Genomic DNA, 17406 nt, shown 5'->3' with positions numbered 1-17406 from the left:
CTTCTCACCCTATACTCTTGGTTTGGAAATGGATTGCCGTATAGGAAACGCCAAATCCACAATTCCAATAATACGTAATATCGCATGAAGCACTGGCAGGAATATGACCGCTATTGTCATAACGATAGGTATTCCCTTATTCCACCGCCTTGCATTCGCCAAGAAGAAGAGAAAAGAAATCCCTTGAAGCATAAACGCCATCTGAAGCAGAGGCGCCAAATTCAATAAAATGAGCGTTAAGAAGCTGTCCGACGATTTCGTCACAACCAAATCCAAAATAATCGTAATCAAGTAATACCAGAGCAGCGCTCTCGGCAGCATCCATTGATGAAGCGGCTTCATCTTCTGCACACCGGCGCCTTGGGCCGTTAACAGCGGTCTGCTGATCGCATACGTAATCGTACCCATATAAAGCGCGCTGATGATAAGCATGAACGGAATCATTTGACTGATCAGCAGAACGAACTGCTCTTTCATATCGGACGTCATCCCCGTAGGGAACAGTGCAGTCTGTTCAAGTCCCAACAGGGACTCGTTCATGATCGTCATAATATAATCGTAAAAGTTGAAATTAAGCGCCCATTTGGCTAAAGCCAGCACAACCAAGGACTGAATGAGAAACGTGACCGTTCCTGCAAAATAAACGGTCAGTGCAGGCTTCTTCTTTTTAAACATATGCCCGAATACAATACCCGGAATCATGAAATAGAGCGCCGTAAGCACGGCAATTGACCCTAAGTTGCCCAACAAGAAAAATATGATGACCAGCACCGGCACCACAAATAATGCGAACCTGCGCGTCGATTGCGTCGCGTAGAGCATTACAAACGGAACCGCCATAAAGCTCATCGTCAACACCTGTATCGGCTGAAAGATAGATAGTAGCAACACGAGCGCGACAATCGCCCATGTAATCGATGACCAGCGGTTTTTCAAAAATGTTCACCTCTTGCGCAAAAATTGTTTCCTTATTCCATTCGATGCTTATAAAACCCGTGGCGGTTTAGGGCGGATCAGCAGTTTGGTTTTTCTATTTTTTACCTTAACCTCTAAAAAACCGTCATCTTTCATTATACCATAATTATTTCACGTCCATAGCTTTGGTAACGAACTGCTCACAGTATTCGATGATCTGACTCCGGCGCACAATACCGATGAATCGGTTCATATCGTCTACGACCGGAACGAAGTTCTGCATCTTGGCGAGATTGATTAAATCCTCCATATTTGAATCAATGCGAACACTTTTATTGCGCATATTGAGCGAGACTTCCTTAAGCATAAACTTTGAAGCGTTCTCAAATGTGACTTCGCCATTTGAATTTTTCATATGCCATAGTAAATCTCCTTCAGTCACGGTGCCGACATATTCCCCGCCTTCGTTCAAAATGGGCACCGCGGTATAACGATGATACTCCATCCGTTCAAGCGTCTGGCGCAGCGTTGCGTTCAAGGTTAAGCAGACGACTTCATGTTTCGGTGTTAAGAAAAAAGCGATATTCATCCGTGTGGTCTCCTCCTCAATCAAGCAGGGGCCGTATTTATCCATAACTCCCTAAGACTAAATTAACACATTTCCCGGATCAAAAACAAAAAGTCAGCCGTAAATACGGCTGACTTGCTATTCATCAATCTTCACGCATAGGACGCGGCGCCATTAACTCTGCTTTTGGCGTACTTGCATCCAACCAATTGTTAAGCAGCTTCTGCACATATTCCAAATCTTCGTCATCCACCATGTAGTACCAGACGTTATCCATCATTTTACCATCGCCGTGCAGCATGTAACTGCTAATTTGCGGTGGATCATCTTGCGTGAACATCGTCTTGGCCAAATCAATCATATATTTTGGACGCATATCCGTTGTAAAATTATCACCCATAATTTCAATAAGCTCCGGAATGCGTGCGATTTTATCCATTTCGATAGCCCGTTCCATAACCGAATTCAAAAAGATGCGGTGACGCATAGTCCGATTCATATCAGAATCCTCACGGTAACGAACGAAGTACAACGCTTCTTGCCCATTATAAATCGGCTTGTTGGCTTCAATTCTGAACTTCTCGTGATTCGGGTCCTTGTTGACGATATCCTTCGTTATCGGCAGCTTCACGCCGTCCAACGCATCAACGACGTCCTTTAGCCCGTTAAAATTAATTGTCGCGTAATGGTCCACTTTGTGATTAAGCAGATTATCTACAGACTCCATACTCATTTTGGCACCGCCATAGGCGTATGCGTGATTTAATTTCGTTTTAAACCCTTTTCCGATAATTTCCGTGTACGCATCCCGCGGAATCGAGAGCAGCAGCACCTTATTATCTTGCGGCCGGACGACAGAATAAATGATCGTATCGGAGCGGCCTATCTCCTTATCCCGCTGGTCCACCCCGAGCAGCAGCACCGAGAACGGTTCCGTTACTTTGCGGACAACTTCTTCTTTTCCCTCAATCGGCTTATAAGACTTATCTAACGTTTCCTCCACATGGCCCGACAAGAACATATCAAAGGCCAAGACAGCGATTTGCTTACGGAAGAAAAATCCGCTAAAACCTATAATGGCTATGACTGCAAACGCTATTCCCCATTTTTTATATTTTTTCATTCAAAACCACTTCTTCCTAATGATGTGTTATACGGTTCCCATCAAACCATAATCGTTGTTTATGCATATTTTGTTCCCATATTTGAACATAATGAATAACAGGCGGACTTTGGGTATGCAGCACCTCAGAATCGTTGTTCTTAGAGCTGCCAACATACAAAAAGAAGTAAGCACTCACACGGACTATAATACTCCCCTAGAAACCTTTGACCTTCCAAGTCTGGCACATGTTCCATGATCCAACAGACGTGCTCCTGTCCTCCTTCAGCAATCATCCCGCTTGCTTGCGCTTTATCTCGTATGGCGGGAAAACGGATCGGAATTAGGATGAGCATGCGTGACCGATTTTATCTGTCTTTTTCGGTCCTTGAAATTAAGCCCTTTTCTGTGAGTTCGATGTTGTTGTGATGTTTATGCAAGAAACAATATTTTTATTTTACATGCAATCGATCGAAAAATAAAATAAAGATTCGTCACATTTATGGAAATAAAGCAGCAGGAAAGGAAGAAGCCGCCTATGAAGGCGGCTTTCGTAACGAATAGATAGGCGATAAAAACTGTATAGATACGTAATAAATACGGATTCAATAATGACTTTTTATGCTGCGTTACATCATTAATTGACTTATGTCGCTGTGTTGGTCATAGTATCCCTATCGTTTAAGGTGGATTATGATTCCTTGCGCACAATCCGAACAGTATGACCGAGAATATATCCTATTATTTAACACTTAATTCACGTCTTTATTTGAAAGAGAAACCTCAATGAGGTAAAAATAAAAATGACTGACCCTTAAGTCATTTTCTGATTGATACTATATATAGATGAATGACCCTCACGATTACCCCATCACAAGTACGGAAAGCTAGTCAAACCAACTTCTGAACCAACGTGCCGCATCCAGCGTTAATGGAATAATACCAAAGCCATGATTGCCAATCGCAATGACCCCGTAAGCGTATTGGCCAATACCGATGGCCCCTATCCCCCATGTTCCGATGCCAATGGCTCCCACAGCCACTTCCGCAGATATCGCTACCGCCCCTAACGCGAAGGCACTTCCAATCGATACTGCTCCTACAGACATAACTCCACTTAATGCGACGGCACCGAGCGCCATCAACCAGCCAACCGTAAACACTCCGAGCGATAGCAGACCGATGCTAAAAATGCCCCCCGCAACTAGTCCGATCGCAATATCACCAAACGCAATCAGGCCGACGGCCATCTTCAATTTTTCCCCGGGTCTGCCCCCATTAGTTCGTATGCTGACAATAGGCAGGCTCGGAGAAGGCCATTGATAATCAATTCCCCGCCCGCCCCGCAACGTTGTAAACAATCGGTTATTCCACCACATGAAGCATCCCCCTTCATCATGAGTTACTGCTTCTCATTGTAGCACCATCTCTTCACTGTGAAATCGGTCCCTGAACGGAATCGTGGCCTCGGTCTCTGGACTGACCTGAAAAAAATAAAATGTGAAAAACGAAAAACCCTACAACTGAATGTAGGGTTTCTGTAATAAAGGCAACCCGGTTATCCCGGCTTGTCCTATTATTCCGTTGTGTATGGCAGCAATGCTACTTGACGAGAGCGTTTGATCGCTATTGTCAATGCACGTTGATACTTCGCGCTTGTGCCAGTTACACGACGTGGCAAAATTTTGCCGCGCTCGCTAACGAATTTCTTCAACAACTCAATGTCTTTATAGTCAATGTGAGTGATTTTATTCACTGTGAAGTAGCACACTTTACGGCGCTTGTTACGGCCTTTACGACCGCCAAACTTACGTTCTGGACGTTCGCCGCCTTCGCTTCTGAAGCTCATTCTATTCAACTCCTTGTCGTTAAAATTCCGTTCCAGGCAACTTTACGAATCAATTCGTAATCGGTCCCTTAGAATGGCAAATCGTCATCTGAAATATCGATCGGTTTGCCGTCGTCAGAGAAAGGATCCGCTGCTTGCCCGCGAGAATAGTTCGAACCGCCACCGCGCGGCTGCGAGTTGTTGTTCGGCGCAGGTGCACCGCCACCATAACCCCCACCCATATCGTCGCGCGTTCCACCGCTGTCGCGGTTGGATTCCAAGAAACGCACATTATCTGCAACAATTTCCGTCACGTATACACGTTTACCTTCATTGTTGTCATAGTTACGTACCTGGATGCGTCCTTCTACTGCTGTCAGCCGACCTTTACGCAAGTAGTTTGCACATGTCTCTGCCAACTGCCGCCAAGTGACGACTGGAATGAAATCCGCTTCACGTTCACCACTCTGACTCGAGAACGGCCGATCGACCGCCAACGTAAATTGCGTTACCGCAACTCCAGATGGTGTGTAGCGCAATTCAGGGTCACGCGTCAGACGACCAATCAAAATCACGCGATTCAACATGATATCCCCTCCTTCGACGTTTCCTTACGAACTCACGATGGTTGGCAATTAAGCCACGTCGCTTACTACGAGATGGCGGATAACTTCGTCAGAGATCTTCAATTGACGCTCCAACTCCGCTACTACTGCAGGTTCTGCAGTAAAGTTCACGAGAACATAGATACCGTCACGGAACTTCTTAATCTCATACGCAAGACGGCGTTTACCCATCACGTCGTGTTTCGTAATTTCACCGCCGTTAGAGATGACGCCCTGGAATTTATCGACTATAGCTTGAACAGCTTCTTGCTCGATGTCCGGACGAATGATGTACATCAATTCGTATTTGCGCATTTCACGTTCACCTCCTCTTGGACTTCAGGCCCCTGATCAAGTCAGGAGCAAGGAGCGAGAAAACTCGCACTAAAATAATATACCAAAATGAACCGCATGACGCAAGTCTAAATCAGATTTAGTCATCCCCCTTGTCTCATCCATTAGACAAATTACAGTCCACATAACGTTCTCCATGGGAAACCCAAGTTCATCATACAAAAAAAGTTTGATTTATTTGTACATTTCTCCACTCATGAAGCTCAATCCACCCGAGTACACTAAAGACGATATCGATCCACATATCATTAATGTACAGGAGGTCTTCAATATGGGCGAAAAAACCGAATTCGAGCCAGGCGATAAAGCACCGAACGATGCTGTCTATATGGAAGTGGGTGAAGTGAGCTTCCATACGGAAATTCAAGATCCAAAGCAGATCAGACTCAAAAAAGGCGAGCGATTTCCTGAAACCACAAACAAAGACCGAAAATGGAAGAAAAAATCGCATGCGCTGACGCACTGATTGTACATTTCCATTTTTACATTAATTTTTGTGCAAAACGATGTATATAAAAGATGAGTTCGGCCATAATAACAACTGACGGTGCGAAGCGAGGTGGGTTCCGTTGAATGATGGAGCGAAGAAACCAAGTGGAGACATCAACTCTTTACGACACAAGAGAAGCGAGGGGTTGTGCTAAAGACTATTTTGTCTGACACACGAGTTTCCTGTATGGCGTAAACCATATGCGATAGCCTAAGCCATCTGAAGAAGTGAAGTGTAGAAGTCAAATAAAGCACCGTCAACGAGGAAGGGACTTTGCGTACGCAAAGTCCCTTCATTCTTTATGTACCGGTATATACAAAAAACTCCGAAGCATATCGCTCCGGAGACTCATTTGCAATAAAATGGCGGAAAGGGTGGGATTCGAACCCACGCACGCCTTGCGACGCCTAGCTGATTTCGAGTCAGCCCCCTTGGGCCTCTTGGGTACCTTTCCATAGCAAAATTATTTTACCATAGGCTCCACTGAATTGCAATATCCCTTTCTGTTTTTCCCTTACTCTTCCGCTTGGGCCGATTTCAGCACTTTTTTCATGTTTTTTTCGAACTTGGCACGCGGAACGAGCACACTGTGCTTGCAGCCGACGCACTTAATCCGAATGTCCATCCCCATGCGGATAATTTCCATCTCATTTGTGCCGCACGGATGAGGCTTTTTCATCTGCACAATGTCACCCAAGGCAAAGGTTTTACGCTCCATGGTCGACTCCCCCCTGTTCCACTCGCTGATACGTTACGAGGCGCGGATACGGTATTTCAATACCATGATCTTCAAGCGCCTTCTTCATTTCTGCATTCATTTGCCGGGATACGCCCGCCTGCGTGTACGGTCTGCATTCTGCGATAACACGAATCGTCACTTCAGATGCCGCTAACATTTGCACCCCTAATACTTGCGGTACGGTGACGACATTCTCATTGCGATCTGGCAGCGTTTCTAATGCCTTCGACATGACATCAATCGCTTCTTCCACATTCTCCTCATAAGCAATGGAAATATCGACAACAGCAATGGAATTATTAAGCGAAAAATTCGTTACTTCTGTAATGATTCCATTCGGAATAATATGAACCTCTCCCGTCCAGCTATGAATGCGAGTGGAGCGCAATCCAATCATCTCGACCGTTCCTTGGAACTGGCCTACTTTGATTACATCCCCTACCGCAAACTGGTCCTCAAAAATAATGAAGAAACCAGTCATCACATCCTTCACCAGACTCTGTGCCCCGAAACCGACGGCAAGGCCGACGACCCCCGCCCCAGCCAGCAGCGGTGCTAAGTTCACATTGAATTCGGATAGAATCAATAAGATCATAATGAAATTCATAACTAACGAAGTTACATTCTTCAATAACTTCCCTACCGTAAGGAGACGCCTCGGGTTCATTCCCATTCTATTCTTCTCACGCTTGATTACCGTATGGTTAATCATCCGGTACACCACTCGAATTACGATGCGCGTAATGAGCACAATAAGTGCGATTTTGATCGCTTTGACCAAAATCATTTCCCAAGTTCCGCTATCGGTCAGCCAATCAATAATCCCATGCTGCCATTTTTCGAACAAGGATAACGTATTTTCGATATTATCTTCCACTGTTGGTGGGGTAGCCGGTTCTGCCCATAACATTGACTTCACTCCCTAATAACTACGTAATGCTTATGATTATATATTCCGCTCCTTGCTTACAAAAGATTCCTTTTATTTCAATATGCTCTGTTACAACTAACGACTTCACCTGTTCCAGATTATCGGAATGAAATTGGATCGATAGTGCACAGCCAGCCGTAATTTCTTTCGGTGTCGGACAGGTATCAATGTCCAAGCCGACATATTCCATCAGCATTTCGGCCCGCAATGCTTGCTGCGTGGAATCAAATGCCATTACTAATTCTTCATTCGCATGACCGCTTTCCATATCTTCCCCTTCTTCCATCGAGGATACATTTTCCTAGCACAGAAGTATAAAAGTCCTCTTTCATCCATATACTAGTTACTACCATTAGTAGAAACGGAGGCTGCACGATGTCTTATCCCTTATTCAACGACCCAGCTCCTATCGAATGTCATCCTTGCAAAGTCGCTCATGATTCACCTGATGCTCTGCCTTTATTGATTCGTTCCTGTCAGGAGCATTTGACATTACGGGCCCCATATCGCTCGGTAACCGTCGTATGTATCGGAACGGACCGCTCCACCGGAGACTGCTTAGGTCCGTTAGTAGGCACGCACCTTGTTAAGCAGTCTTCTCCCTATTATCAGGTGCTCGGCACGCTTAATCAACCGGTTCATGCTATGAATTTGCAGGAAACGATAGAATCATTGCAAGCGGCAGACCCCCATTCGTTTATCGTTGCCGTAGATGCCTGTCTTGGCCAGAGCAGCAGCGTCGGGGCCGTCCAGATTCAACAAGGTCCAGTGCGCCCTGGTGCAGGGGTAAACAAACAATTGCCCCCGGTCGGCGATATGCATATTACTGGAATCGTCAACGTCGGAGGCTTTATGGAATATTTTGTATTGCAAAACACACGGCTCCACCTTGTGATGAGCATGGCAGAAATAATTGCAGAGACCGTTCATCAATCCGTTACAAGTACGGGTAGAATAAATTGAAATACTGTCGCCTCATCCTTGTCCAAGCTAGTTGGCGACTGCACGTCGCTGGGCTTCAGCTACTTCAATCGCTTGCTTTTCCTCCGGAGATAAAGAATATCGGGAATGCCCCTTCTCAAGCGGCTTCGCATATACATAGGAGTGTTCGCGTCCATGTATCCCTGTTATTACGATGCCATCCTGCTCATCGTCAATCCATGCAATCGAGAAGCTCAAATCGCTCCCATGCTCCGCAAAGGCGTTATAACGCTGAATGCCAACATGGGATTTCATCTTTTTCAATGACTTGCGAACTTGCTTCAAGTCCATATCGTGCAATTCGTTGGCATGCTGAAGCTTAGCAACATCCTCATGCATGCTGGACAAGACCATGTCCAAATGTTCAACCCCACTATCGCCCATAATAGCTGAGTATTGACGACGAAGCTTGCGCAGCTTCGCCCCTTGGACAAGAACAATAATAACAAGCATCAATGACAAACCTGCTGTACATAAAACGATCCACGGCAACCACTCGTTGACTTCATTCATCATAGGTCTCAGTTCTCTCCTGCCTCTAACTTATCCCTTACAAAATCCACTGTACGGCTTCCAACAAACGATCCACATCATCCTCAGACGTATTCCAACCTGCACTAATGCGAACCGCTCCTTGCCCGAGCGTGCCGGCTATCCCATGCGCCAACGGTGTACAGTGATAACCCGCTCTTACGGCAATCCCGAATTCTCGATCTAGACGATGGGCGATCGCAGCACTATCTGCCTGTTCTGACACAAAGGACACAATTCCGGTACGCGGGCGCCCCAGTTCCGGTCCCAACACTCGTATTCCATCCAAGGACAGCAGCGTTTCCATAATACGCTGTGATAAGTTCCATTCCTTAGTATAAATTTTTTCAACGGACTCATTCAGAACATACTTTACTCCAGCTTCCAATCCAGCAATTCCCGCCGTGTTCGGTGTTCCTGCTTCATATCGATCAGGCCGGGTTAATGGCTGAGTCACCTCTTCCGAGTGACTTCCCGTTCCCCCTTGAATCAAGGGCTCAATATCTATATCTGGATGAAGATACAAGCCACCGGTCCCCTGAGGGCCGAGCAGCCCCTTATGTCCTGGGAACGCCAGCATATCTATTCCCATTTGTTCCACCTGGATCGGCAGCAGTCCAGCAGATTGCGCCGCATCGACCAACAATTTCGCCCCATGACGGTGGCAAATAACGGAAATTTCTTCTACAGGAATGATGGACCCAAACAGGTTTGAGCTATGGTTGCAGATGACTAGCCTCGTGCGGGCAGTCATCGCCTGTTCCAATTGCTTTACATGTAAATTCCCCTGTGTATCTGTATCCACATAAGTAACCTGAACCCCGTGCTTTCGCCTCAACACTTCGAGAGGCCTTCTGACCGAGTTGTGTTCAACCGCTGTTGCCACAACATGATCCCCTGACCGAACGTAGCCATGTATCGCCATATTGAGTGCCATCGTCGTATTGTACGTGAAGGCAATATCGATGGGATTAGATACATGGAACAGCTCTGCCAGCGCCATTCTTGCCCGCAGCAGACGTTTGCCTGCGCGATTAGCCATTACATGTCCACCGCGCCCCGGATTTGCTCCTTCTTCTAGCATGGAGGCTTGCACCGCTTCCGCAACGGCTTGGGGTTTAGGCCATGAAGTTGCCGCATGATCGAAATAAATTATAGGGGAATGCGGCATATGAATTCCTCCTTCTAGAGGTTGTTCAAAAAGTTCCCTTTTGATCACGAAGCATCCCAAGATGTGATTCGGCATCGAATCTTGCATTCACTCTCGAAGATCTTATGCTTCCGCAGTATGTTTCCTTTGAAAACAGTTAAGGTGTTCATGTAGTCTTGCCTACACTACGCTCCCCCCTACAAGTTTTGCGGAGCAAAACTCGCTTCGGAAGCATACGCTTCAAGTTCTTGCAACCTTCTCGGTGCTGAAAAGGGTCCTTTTTGAACTCTCATTTCTAGCTTACAGATGCATTTTAATATCTATAACTTTATCGCAAATGGTTACGTGTATATAGTACAATTTTGTAACCTTTTAGCTGTTACACAAAAAAAACTAGCATTCCTAGTTTAATCCTTCCTGCATCGGATGACAACTAACAATACTAGTGTATTTTCAATCATTTTTTATTCTTTTTAGAGGTTGTTCAAAAAGGCCCCAGAGGCTTTTTGAACTCTCACCTTTTAGTTGGAAGATAACGTCTGCAGCATCTCTAATAAACGTTCTAAATCTTGTTTGCTAAAATAAGCAATTTCAATTTTTCCTTTATCTTTGTTTTGCTTTATTTTAACGGTTGTGCGAAATCGTTCTCTTAAGTTTTCTTCTAACTCATCCAAGTATGGATCCTTACGCGCTGTTTTCGCCTTATCAGCCGTTTTTCCCTTTTTGTGAAGCTGCTGAATCGCTTCTTCCAGCTGTCGCACACTCCACTCTTGGCTTATGGCGGACTTAGCCAATTGCTTTACCTTCACTGGATCCTTCACTCCAACGATAGCGCGGGCATGTCCCATCGATAGTGTTCCACGTGAAACATATTCCTTTACTTCTTCTGGAAGCTGTAGCAGGCGCAGGAAATTGGCAATATGAGAGCGCGACTTCCCTACTTTTACAGACAACTCTTCTTGTGTTAATGCAAATTGGTCCATCAATGCTTGATACGCAAGCGCAAGTTCAATTGCATTCAAGTTTTCACGTTGCAAGTTCTCGATCAGGGCAATCTCCATCACTTGCTGATCCGAGAAATTACGAACGACTGCTGGAATCGTTGCTTGTCCTAGCAGTTGAGAAGCCCGGAAACGACGCTCACCTGCAATGATTTCATATCCTTTTAATACACTGCGTACAATGATTGGCTGAATGACACCATGCTGCTTTATCGACTCGGCCAACTCTTGGATCGATTGCTCATCGAAATTTTTTCGCGGTTGATAAGGATTGGGACGCAGTTGCTGCAGTGATACTTCGACCACCTTATCATCATCGTTCACGGACAGCGACGGAATAAGTGCGTCCAATCCACGTCCTAAGCGCTTACTCATACGAAATCACTTCCTTCGCAAGTTCCAAATATACTTCCGCCCCTTTAGATTTAGGGTCATAGGTCATTATGGATTGACCATGCGACGGTGCTTCGCTTAAACGAATGTTTCGTGGAATGATCGTCTGATACACTTTTTGCTGGAAGTATTTTTTCACTTCTTCAATGACTTGAATTCCTAGATTCGTACGGGCATCGAGCATAGTCAACAGTACACCTTCAATTTGCAATGAGGTGTTCAAATGTTTCTGTACCAAGCGCACGGTATTCAACAATTGGCTTAAACCCTCCAATGCGTAATATTCACATTGAATCGGAATAATGACCGAGTGTGAAGCCGTCAACGAGTTAATCGTTAAAATTCCTAATGAAGGTGGACAATCTATCAAAATGTAATCATAAAGATGAGCGACGAGCTGCAATGATTTCTTAAGACGAACTTCACGAGAAATCGTCGGCACTAACTCGATCTCTGCACCAGCCAATTGGATCGTTGCTGGAATAATATGCAGACCTTCCACCATAGTCGGAATGGTTGCATCTTTCGGATGCACATCGTTAATAATGACGTCATAGATGCAATTCGCCACATCTGCTTTGTTGATACCAACCCCGCTGGTCGTATTCCCTTGCGGGTCAATATCTACAAGTAATACCCGCTTCCCCAACAGTGCCAAACCTGCACCCAAATTTACCGTCGTCGTTGTTTTGCCGACGCCGCCCTTCTGGTTGGTAATGGCAATGACTTTAGCCATTCCTCTTCACCTCAATGTTGTTTCTTCGCGATTCTAGTTGCATTACTATATTGTTTCGTAAAACAGAAAAAGAGCGGCCCTCTTGCCTGCTGCCGCACTTTAATTAGCACTACGCATGACAACCAAATCGTGGCTTTGTTCTTACTCGAGCAACACCTTATTAAAGAAAATCAACGCTACGTGTACCAGGTGAATCTAGTTGAGGTTGTTCAAAAAAACTTTTGATCTTCCAAAGTTGTCATTCGACATCGAATCTTGCATTCACTCTTGAAGAGCTTTGCTTCCGATCTAGTTTTCTTGCGAAAACTTGTGCTTCTCGGTGCCGAAAAGTGATCTTTTTGAACACGATCCTATGTTGTATGTTATCGTTTATCGTTTTGGTATTTTAATGACAATCTCATAATGATCCTCATGATCATGTTCATCTGTCTTTATCTGTAGCCCCGATCCTGACACCATCTCAATCGATTGACGAATCGTATTGAGCGCTAAACGAACATCCTTCGTAAAGGAAACCCGCTTTGATTTTTTGGACTTATGGACTTCTTTATAAAAAGCAACCCTTGCTTCCGTCTGCTTCACATTCAGTTCTTTTGCAATAATCTCTTCCAGAAGCTTCAATTGAATCTCTTCCGAATCAAGCCCAAGCAACGCCCTTGCGTGGCGTTCCGTAATTTTACGTCCCATTAAAGCTTGTTTGACTCCATCCGGCAAATGCAAGAGACGAATCTTATTGGCGATGGTGGATTGGCTTTTGCCCAACCGCTGCGCCAAGCTCTCCTGCGTTAACTCATGTAAATCAATTAATTTCTGATACGCAATCGCTTCTTCTATTGCTGTAAGTCCTTCACGCTGCAAATTCTCGATTAAGGCAATGGATGCCGCCTGGGAGTCATTAATTTCTCGGACGATACCCGGAATTGTATCCAAACCTAACTTTTTCACAGCACGCCAACGACGCTCACCGGCGATAATTTCGAATTTCCCATTACGCTGCCGGACGACGATGGGTTGAATTACACCATGTGTTTTAATGGTCTGACATAATTCATCAATTTTATCATCATCAAAAATTGTGCGTGGTTGATAAGGACTGGTGACAATCTCGTCCACCGGAAGTTGTTTCACCTCATCCAGCGATTGACGCTCCGCAAAACCGAATAACCGAGACAGTTGTTCTTTCATTTCCGTATAATACCACCTAACTTCAAAATAATGCCAGGCACATGAAGAAGCGGTAGTGCTCTGCTCCACTCTCATTGCGTTAGTCCTTCACTATACGTAAGCGCAATTAGGGACATGAAATGGTTCTTTCCTAAGCGCTTCCTATAGTAAACCAGGACAAAGATGCTGTCATGTAACAACGACGTAATCACCCATTATCATTCACGATGTCGTGAATGCATCAGAGTTGCAATGAGATCTACAAATCTTTTCTTCGACAGAATGAATGCTTTTCCGCTATATATGTATTCTCCAAGCTCCTGCCTTTTTCCTGCCTTTTGGGAACATGAGTAAAAAAATAATGTTTCACGTGGAACATTTCCCCAAATCATCAAAAGCTTGCTTCTCTATCCTATCACAAATAGCGAGTTTATTTCATATATTTCTGACAAAAAGAGACGGGACTGCCAACTTTATTTATTCATGCATTGTTTGTGCATATGAATACATGTAAATTGATACATGAACTTCTATGTAAAAAGGTAGAGTGCTCGCCACTCTACCTCCATAATTTAACATTCAAATTTACTACTTAATAATTACGGTTATGACTTGATTTTGCGTATTTCCGGCGGCATCTGCCAGTCTCAGCCACACGGTATGCTTGCCTTTTTTCAGACCGGCCTTGTCCAAGGAGACATAAAACGCCTTGTTTTCTTCATTGACATGCACCGGCTTCCATTCGCCTTGGTTAGACAAGCTCCATTGCACGGTAACGAGCGGCTTGCTCTCATCATATCCCGCTTCACCAAGCATCGGGCGGGCAGCATAATCGAGCGCCAGCATCAAGTCTTGAAGCTTGCCGTTTAACACGCCCTTAGCTGCTTTTTTCTGATCGACGACGGCTTGTGGAGCCTTACGGTCAATGAGAATGATTTGGTCATCATCCATGCCTTGGCGTTGTTCTACAAAAGATTTAACCTTTATATTGTATAAACCGTCAGGTACCTTGTTGCCGACAACATCCATGCCGCCCCAAGACATATCAAATAAACCAGCAGCATGCTGCTTTTCATTCTTGATAATGTATTGTCTGCCTCTTGCCTTCTCCGTGTCGTCAATCCGTTCAGCCGTCATGACAACTCTGTCAGAAGGAACGGTAATGTAATAATGAAACTGTATCGCTTTGCTAAAATCACCGTTTGGCGTCAACAATTGCCCATCAGCGAACAGCCCCGTCACAAGCGGATAATCATTCGCGCCGGCGATCAATTGGAACGGAATTTCAATCTGCCCCGTTCCGCTCGTAAGAAGTAAAAGTCCTGTCAGCAATCCGTTTTCTTGCAATCCACCGACATTCCATTTTACGGGCACTGATACCGTCTCTCCCGCACGAGCCGTAACCGATGACGGGAATTCCATGCTTAACTCAGATGTCATATTTTCTCGTTCTGCTTTAATCTCGTATGTTTGCGTCTCCTCGGAACGGTTCGTAATCGTGAACGATTGTTCGCGTGACGTCTTATTTTGATCTGCTTCTGTCATCAAGCCAAAGGAAAGCGCAGCCGGCTGTACGAATACGTCAGTGTTTAAAGCCTGCTCAAGGTTCAGCAGCCCGGCCCCTTGGGCGCTCCGTGGATAAGGATTTCCATTCACGTCTATTAATGATTCGGCATGCGCGACGAGCGCCGACTTAATCATGGCCGGCGTCCAATCAGGATGCGCCTCAATTAGAATAGCTGCAGCCGCAGCCACCTGAGGGGAAGCCATGCTTGTTCCGCTCATCCTGCCGTATCCTTCGTCTTTCAAGTCAAGCGGCAAGGAACTGCGAATGTCGATGCCCGGAGCAACCAAATCCGGCTTCATAAGCCATGTGCCGATAGCTGGACCGCGGGAGCTCATATCGGACACGCGAGCTCGCTTCTCCGATTTCCAATTCCAATCCGCTTGTCCAGACGTCCGCAATTGTTCGACGCCTTGCGCTGAAAGACTGGCCGCTGGAATCGATTTGGATTCATCTCCGCCCGTTATTCCAAGTTCCAATTCCCACTCTTGCTTCCCGTCCTTGTACAGCAGCAGGCCGCTTGCCCCGGATTTGACTGCAGCTTCATACCAATCGCTCGGCCATTCCTCCCCCGCATTAACGACCAGCAATTTGCCTTTATGAGACTGCTTCGCCAATTGCTCGGCCGTAACCTTGTTCAGGAAGGTCGGTTCTACCGTACCATTGTTAGGGAATGCCCGCACATCTTTGGCTGGAATAAGCCGCACCATTCTATCCTCGTGCTGCAGCAGCGGCATCTCTTGTGTCAAGGTCGCCGCCCCTACCGTAATGATCTCGTCCATTCCGCCAGGAGCCGTAATGTTCCATGATTCAGTGCCGTCATTGCCGGCAGATGTCACGACGACGATCCCCTGCTTGACCGCATCGGCAATTGCGATAGACAATGGTTCGCCCGGAGCATTAATATCAGCACGCATCGACAAATTGATAACTTTCGCTCCATCCTTCACAGCTTGCTTCAACGCAGCGACGACCGGTGTCGTGTTATCATGAATTTTGGACCCGATAGCGCGATACACAAGCAAGGAAGCGCCAGAGGCTTGTTGAGCTACGATACCGGCGACATGTGTGCCGTGGCCCTTCTCATCCTGCGGATTCGCATCATTTTCCACAAAGTCATAGGCGCCGGATATCCGATCTTTTAGTAATGGATGATTGACGTCTGCTCCCGAATCAATGATCGCAACCTTAACCCCTTTTCCCGTATAGGGGATGCTGGATGACGTTGGAGAGGAGCCATTTCCTTGCTTATCCGGTTGTTCCGCCTTCGCTATTTTTCCTTGAGACCCTCCTGCAGCCGAAGCCGTACCCGCATGGAAGAACGGCGCAAATAAGCAAGCGGCCATAGCGAACGCACAAGTCACTGCAATCATGCGATGCCGCCAAGATGATGTGGACATTACTTGATTCCCTCTTTCTAAGTTGTTCTAAGATGTGTTTGGTACTGTTTATAAAGGTTGTTCTAACGTACTTTTAGCACTATTTTTTCCGATCACGCATTTATAGTAACTTAATCTTTTGACGCACAATTAAATAATTTGTTACTTTTTTTAGAAAATACTACAAAAATATATAAAAAAAGAGCCGATTGCTCGACTCTTCTACCATTTCAAACTATAAAATTATACTATCGGGGACTTTAACGGAGTTCCGGGCTTCCGCGGGTATGCCTTAGGTGTAGGCCCTGTCTTCTTCACGATTACAATGTGGCGTTCCGCTTGCTCAATGGGCAGCTTCAATGCACAATCAGACACGAACTGTGCCTGCAGCACCTGTAGACTACGCTTCGCTTCCACCAATTCCTCCTGTGGATTCGTCCCCTTCATGGCAGCGAATGTACCGCCTGGTCTGACGAAAGGCAAGCAGAACTCGTTCAATACATTCAACCTTGCTACCGCACGCGCCGTAGCCAAATCATAACGATCGCGATGCTCTGGCTTGCGCGCCACCTCTTCCGCCCGCCCGTGAATGCAGGTGACGCCGATTAGTCCTAGTTCCTGCGACAAATGGTTTAAAAATTGGACTCGTTTATTAAGCGAATCCACAATCGTCAACTGGATATGCGGAAACATGATTTTTAACGGAATCCCGGGAAATCCCGCGCCGGATCCGATATCGGCCATCGACTGAACGTCGGCCATCGGAACATGGAAGCCGAGCGTCAAGCAATCATAGAAATGCTTCTCATACACAAGAGCCCGCTCCGTAATGCCCGTCAAGTTCATTCGTTCATTCCAATCCGCCAAAATGCGGTGATACATATCAAACTGTTCCCACTGTGTGTCCGAGACTGACCATCCGTGCTCGGATAACCAGCCCGCAAACTGTTCTTGTACGGCATCCATCATCTGAAT

19 protein-coding genes and 1 tRNA gene are annotated in these 17406 nt (G+C 45.8%); 2 read left to right on the top strand and 18 right to left on the bottom strand.

From position 1 onward, the window contains the following. Positions 1–9 precede the first annotated feature (9 nt). The 7 genes from A372_RS0123000 to rpsF form a co-directional block, all read right to left on the bottom strand. Positions 10–936 carry a DUF2232 domain-containing protein gene (locus A372_RS0123000; RefSeq protein ID WP_019423263.1) on the bottom strand — a complete coding sequence of 309 codons (927 nt, stop codon included), beginning with the start codon at positions 934–936 and terminating at the stop codon, positions 10–12. Between the two features lie 145 nt (positions 937–1081). Next, complete coding sequence (locus A372_RS0122995) at positions 1082–1504, bottom strand: CBS domain-containing protein (protein WP_019423262.1); 423 nt, start codon at positions 1502–1504, stop codon at positions 1082–1084. A 124-nt stretch (positions 1505–1628) separates the two neighbouring features. Beyond that, entirely contained in the window at positions 1629–2606 is a 978-nt protein-coding gene (locus A372_RS0122990) for an LCP family protein (RefSeq protein WP_019423261.1), read from the bottom strand. Positions 2607–3472: 866 nt separating this feature from the next. Further along, complete coding sequence (locus tag A372_RS0122985) at positions 3473–3964, bottom strand: hypothetical protein (RefSeq protein WP_019423260.1); 492 nt, start codon at positions 3962–3964, stop codon at positions 3473–3475. A gap of 197 nt (positions 3965–4161) precedes the next feature. Then, on the bottom strand, positions 4162–4434 hold the full coding sequence (rpsR, locus tag A372_RS0122980; RefSeq protein ID WP_019423259.1) for a 30S ribosomal protein S18: 273 nt from the start codon (positions 4432–4434) through the stop codon (positions 4162–4164). 68 nt (positions 4435–4502) lie between these two features. Beyond that, a complete protein-coding gene (gene ssb / locus A372_RS0122975; protein WP_019423258.1) occupies positions 4503–5000 on the bottom strand; it encodes a single-stranded DNA-binding protein in 498 nt (165 codons plus the stop codon). Positions 5001–5048: 48 nt separating this feature from the next. Then, on the bottom strand, positions 5049–5333 hold the full coding sequence (gene rpsF, locus A372_RS0122970) for a 30S ribosomal protein S6 (protein WP_019423257.1): 285 nt from the start codon (positions 5331–5333) through the stop codon (positions 5049–5051). Between the two features lie 310 nt (positions 5334–5643). On the opposite strand from rpsF, the gene A372_RS0122965 reads away from it, so the two are divergent. Next, positions 5644–5838 (top strand): YjzC family protein, encoded by a 195-nt coding sequence (locus A372_RS0122965; protein ID WP_019423256.1) that lies wholly within the window; start codon positions 5644–5646, stop codon positions 5836–5838. Positions 5839–6225: 387 nt separating this feature from the next. Here the strand turns inward: A372_RS0122965 and A372_RS0122960 are convergent. The 4 genes from A372_RS0122960 to A372_RS0122945 form a co-directional block, all read right to left on the bottom strand. Next, a tRNA-Ser gene (locus A372_RS0122960) sits at positions 6226–6316 on the bottom strand. 60 nt (positions 6317–6376) lie between these two features. After that, positions 6377–6580 carry a DUF951 domain-containing protein gene (locus tag A372_RS0122955; RefSeq protein ID WP_019423255.1) on the bottom strand — a complete coding sequence of 68 codons (204 nt, stop codon included), beginning with the start codon at positions 6578–6580 and terminating at the stop codon, positions 6377–6379. Further along, a complete protein-coding gene (locus tag A372_RS0122950) occupies positions 6570–7511 on the bottom strand; it encodes a mechanosensitive ion channel family protein (protein WP_019423254.1) in 942 nt (313 codons plus the stop codon). The genes A372_RS0122955 and A372_RS0122950 overlap by 11 nt, the downstream gene beginning before the upstream one ends. 19 nt (positions 7512–7530) lie before the next feature. Beyond that, positions 7531–7818, bottom strand: a complete 288-nt coding sequence (locus A372_RS0122945) for a DUF3343 domain-containing protein (RefSeq protein ID WP_019423253.1) — start codon at positions 7816–7818, stop codon at positions 7531–7533. Between the two features lie 89 nt (positions 7819–7907). Here A372_RS0122945 and yyaC point away from each other — a divergent pair, with 89 nt between their 5' ends. Beyond that, positions 7908–8495, top strand: coding sequence for a spore protease YyaC (gene yyaC, locus A372_RS0122940; RefSeq protein WP_019423252.1), 588 nt, complete (start codon positions 7908–7910; stop codon positions 8493–8495). A gap of 27 nt (positions 8496–8522) precedes the next feature. On the opposite strand, the gene A372_RS0122935 is transcribed toward yyaC, so the two are convergent. From A372_RS0122935 to rsmG, 7 genes are all read right to left on the bottom strand, one after another. Beyond that, complete coding sequence (locus A372_RS0122935) at positions 8523–9029, bottom strand: DUF4446 family protein (RefSeq protein WP_019423251.1); 507 nt, start codon at positions 9027–9029, stop codon at positions 8523–8525. Positions 9030–9063: 34 nt separating this feature from the next. Beyond that, a complete protein-coding gene (locus A372_RS0122930; protein ID WP_019423250.1) occupies positions 9064–10215 on the bottom strand; it encodes an aminotransferase class V-fold PLP-dependent enzyme in 1152 nt (383 codons plus the stop codon). A 500-nt stretch (positions 10216–10715) separates the two neighbouring features. After that, positions 10716–11570: a ParB/RepB/Spo0J family partition protein gene (locus A372_RS0122925; RefSeq protein WP_019423249.1), complete on the bottom strand. Its 855-nt coding sequence runs from the start codon at positions 11568–11570 to the stop codon at positions 10716–10718. After that, positions 11563–12324 (bottom strand): ParA family protein, encoded by a 762-nt coding sequence (locus A372_RS0122920; protein ID WP_019423248.1) that lies wholly within the window; start codon positions 12322–12324, stop codon positions 11563–11565. The genes A372_RS0122925 and A372_RS0122920 overlap by 8 nt, the downstream gene beginning before the upstream one ends. A 369-nt stretch (positions 12325–12693) precedes the next feature. Continuing rightward, on the bottom strand, positions 12694–13509 hold the full coding sequence (noc, locus tag A372_RS0122915; RefSeq protein ID WP_019423247.1) for a nucleoid occlusion protein: 816 nt from the start codon (positions 13507–13509) through the stop codon (positions 12694–12696). Positions 13510–14076: 567 nt separating this feature from the next. Next, positions 14077–16452 (bottom strand): S8 family serine peptidase, encoded by a 2376-nt coding sequence (locus A372_RS39135; RefSeq protein WP_019423246.1) that lies wholly within the window; start codon positions 16450–16452, stop codon positions 14077–14079. Between the two features lie 222 nt (positions 16453–16674). Further along, positions 16675–17397, bottom strand: a complete 723-nt coding sequence (gene rsmG, locus A372_RS0122905; protein WP_019423245.1) for a 16S rRNA (guanine(527)-N(7))-methyltransferase RsmG — start codon at positions 17395–17397, stop codon at positions 16675–16677. Positions 17398–17406: the final 9 nt, after the last annotated feature.

The organism is Paenibacillus sp. OSY-SE, assembly GCF_000283315.1.
In the GTDB taxonomy this organism is placed as follows: Bacteria; Bacillota; Bacilli; order Paenibacillales; family Paenibacillaceae; genus Paenibacillus_B; species Paenibacillus_B profundus.
This window is presented reverse-complemented; position numbering and strand designations above follow the sequence as displayed.

Coding starts and splice junctions, on each gene's coding strand:
- A372_RS0122995 (WP_019423262.1), bottom strand. CDS start 1,504: ATGAATATCGCTTTTTTCTTAACACCGAAACATGAAGTCGTCTGCTTA.
- noc (WP_019423247.1), bottom strand. CDS start 13,509: ATGAAAGAACAACTGTCTCGGTTATTCGGTTTTGCGGAGCGTCAATCG.
- A372_RS0122950 (WP_019423254.1), bottom strand. CDS start 7,511: ATGTTATGGGCAGAACCGGCTACCCCACCAACAGTGGAAGATAATATC.
- rpsR (WP_019423259.1), bottom strand. CDS start 4,434: ATGAGCTTCAGAAGCGAAGGCGGCGAACGTCCAGAACGTAAGTTTGGC.
- A372_RS0122955 (WP_019423255.1), bottom strand. CDS start 6,580: ATGGAGCGTAAAACCTTTGCCTTGGGTGACATTGTGCAGATGAAAAAG.
- A372_RS0122920 (WP_019423248.1), bottom strand. CDS start 12,324: ATGGCTAAAGTCATTGCCATTACCAACCAGAAGGGCGGCGTCGGCAAA.
- A372_RS39135 (WP_019423246.1), bottom strand. CDS start 16,452: ATGTCCACATCATCTTGGCGGCATCGCATGATTGCAGTGACTTGTGCG.
- A372_RS0122990 (WP_019423261.1), bottom strand. CDS start 2,606: ATGAAAAAATATAAAAAATGGGGAATAGCGTTTGCAGTCATAGCCATT.
- yyaC (WP_019423252.1), top strand. CDS start 7,908: ATGTCTTATCCCTTATTCAACGACCCAGCTCCTATCGAATGTCATCCT.
- A372_RS0122935 (WP_019423251.1), bottom strand. CDS start 9,029: ATGATGAATGAAGTCAACGAGTGGTTGCCGTGGATCGTTTTATGTACA.
- A372_RS0122930 (WP_019423250.1), bottom strand. CDS start 10,215: ATGCCGCATTCCCCTATAATTTATTTCGATCATGCGGCAACTTCATGG.
- A372_RS0122925 (WP_019423249.1), bottom strand. CDS start 11,570: ATGAGTAAGCGCTTAGGACGTGGATTGGACGCACTTATTCCGTCGCTG.
- A372_RS0122985 (WP_019423260.1), bottom strand. CDS start 3,964: ATGTGGTGGAATAACCGATTGTTTACAACGTTGCGGGGCGGGCGGGGA.
- rpsF (WP_019423257.1), bottom strand. CDS start 5,333: ATGCGCAAATACGAATTGATGTACATCATTCGTCCGGACATCGAGCAA.
- ssb (WP_019423258.1), bottom strand. CDS start 5,000: ATGTTGAATCGCGTGATTTTGATTGGTCGTCTGACGCGTGACCCTGAA.
- A372_RS0122945 (WP_019423253.1), bottom strand. CDS start 7,818: ATGGAAGAAGGGGAAGATATGGAAAGCGGTCATGCGAATGAAGAATTA.
- A372_RS0122965 (WP_019423256.1), top strand. CDS start 5,644: ATGGGCGAAAAAACCGAATTCGAGCCAGGCGATAAAGCACCGAACGAT.
- rsmG (WP_019423245.1), bottom strand. CDS start 17,397: ATGGATGCCGTACAAGAACAGTTTGCGGGCTGGTTATCCGAGCACGGA.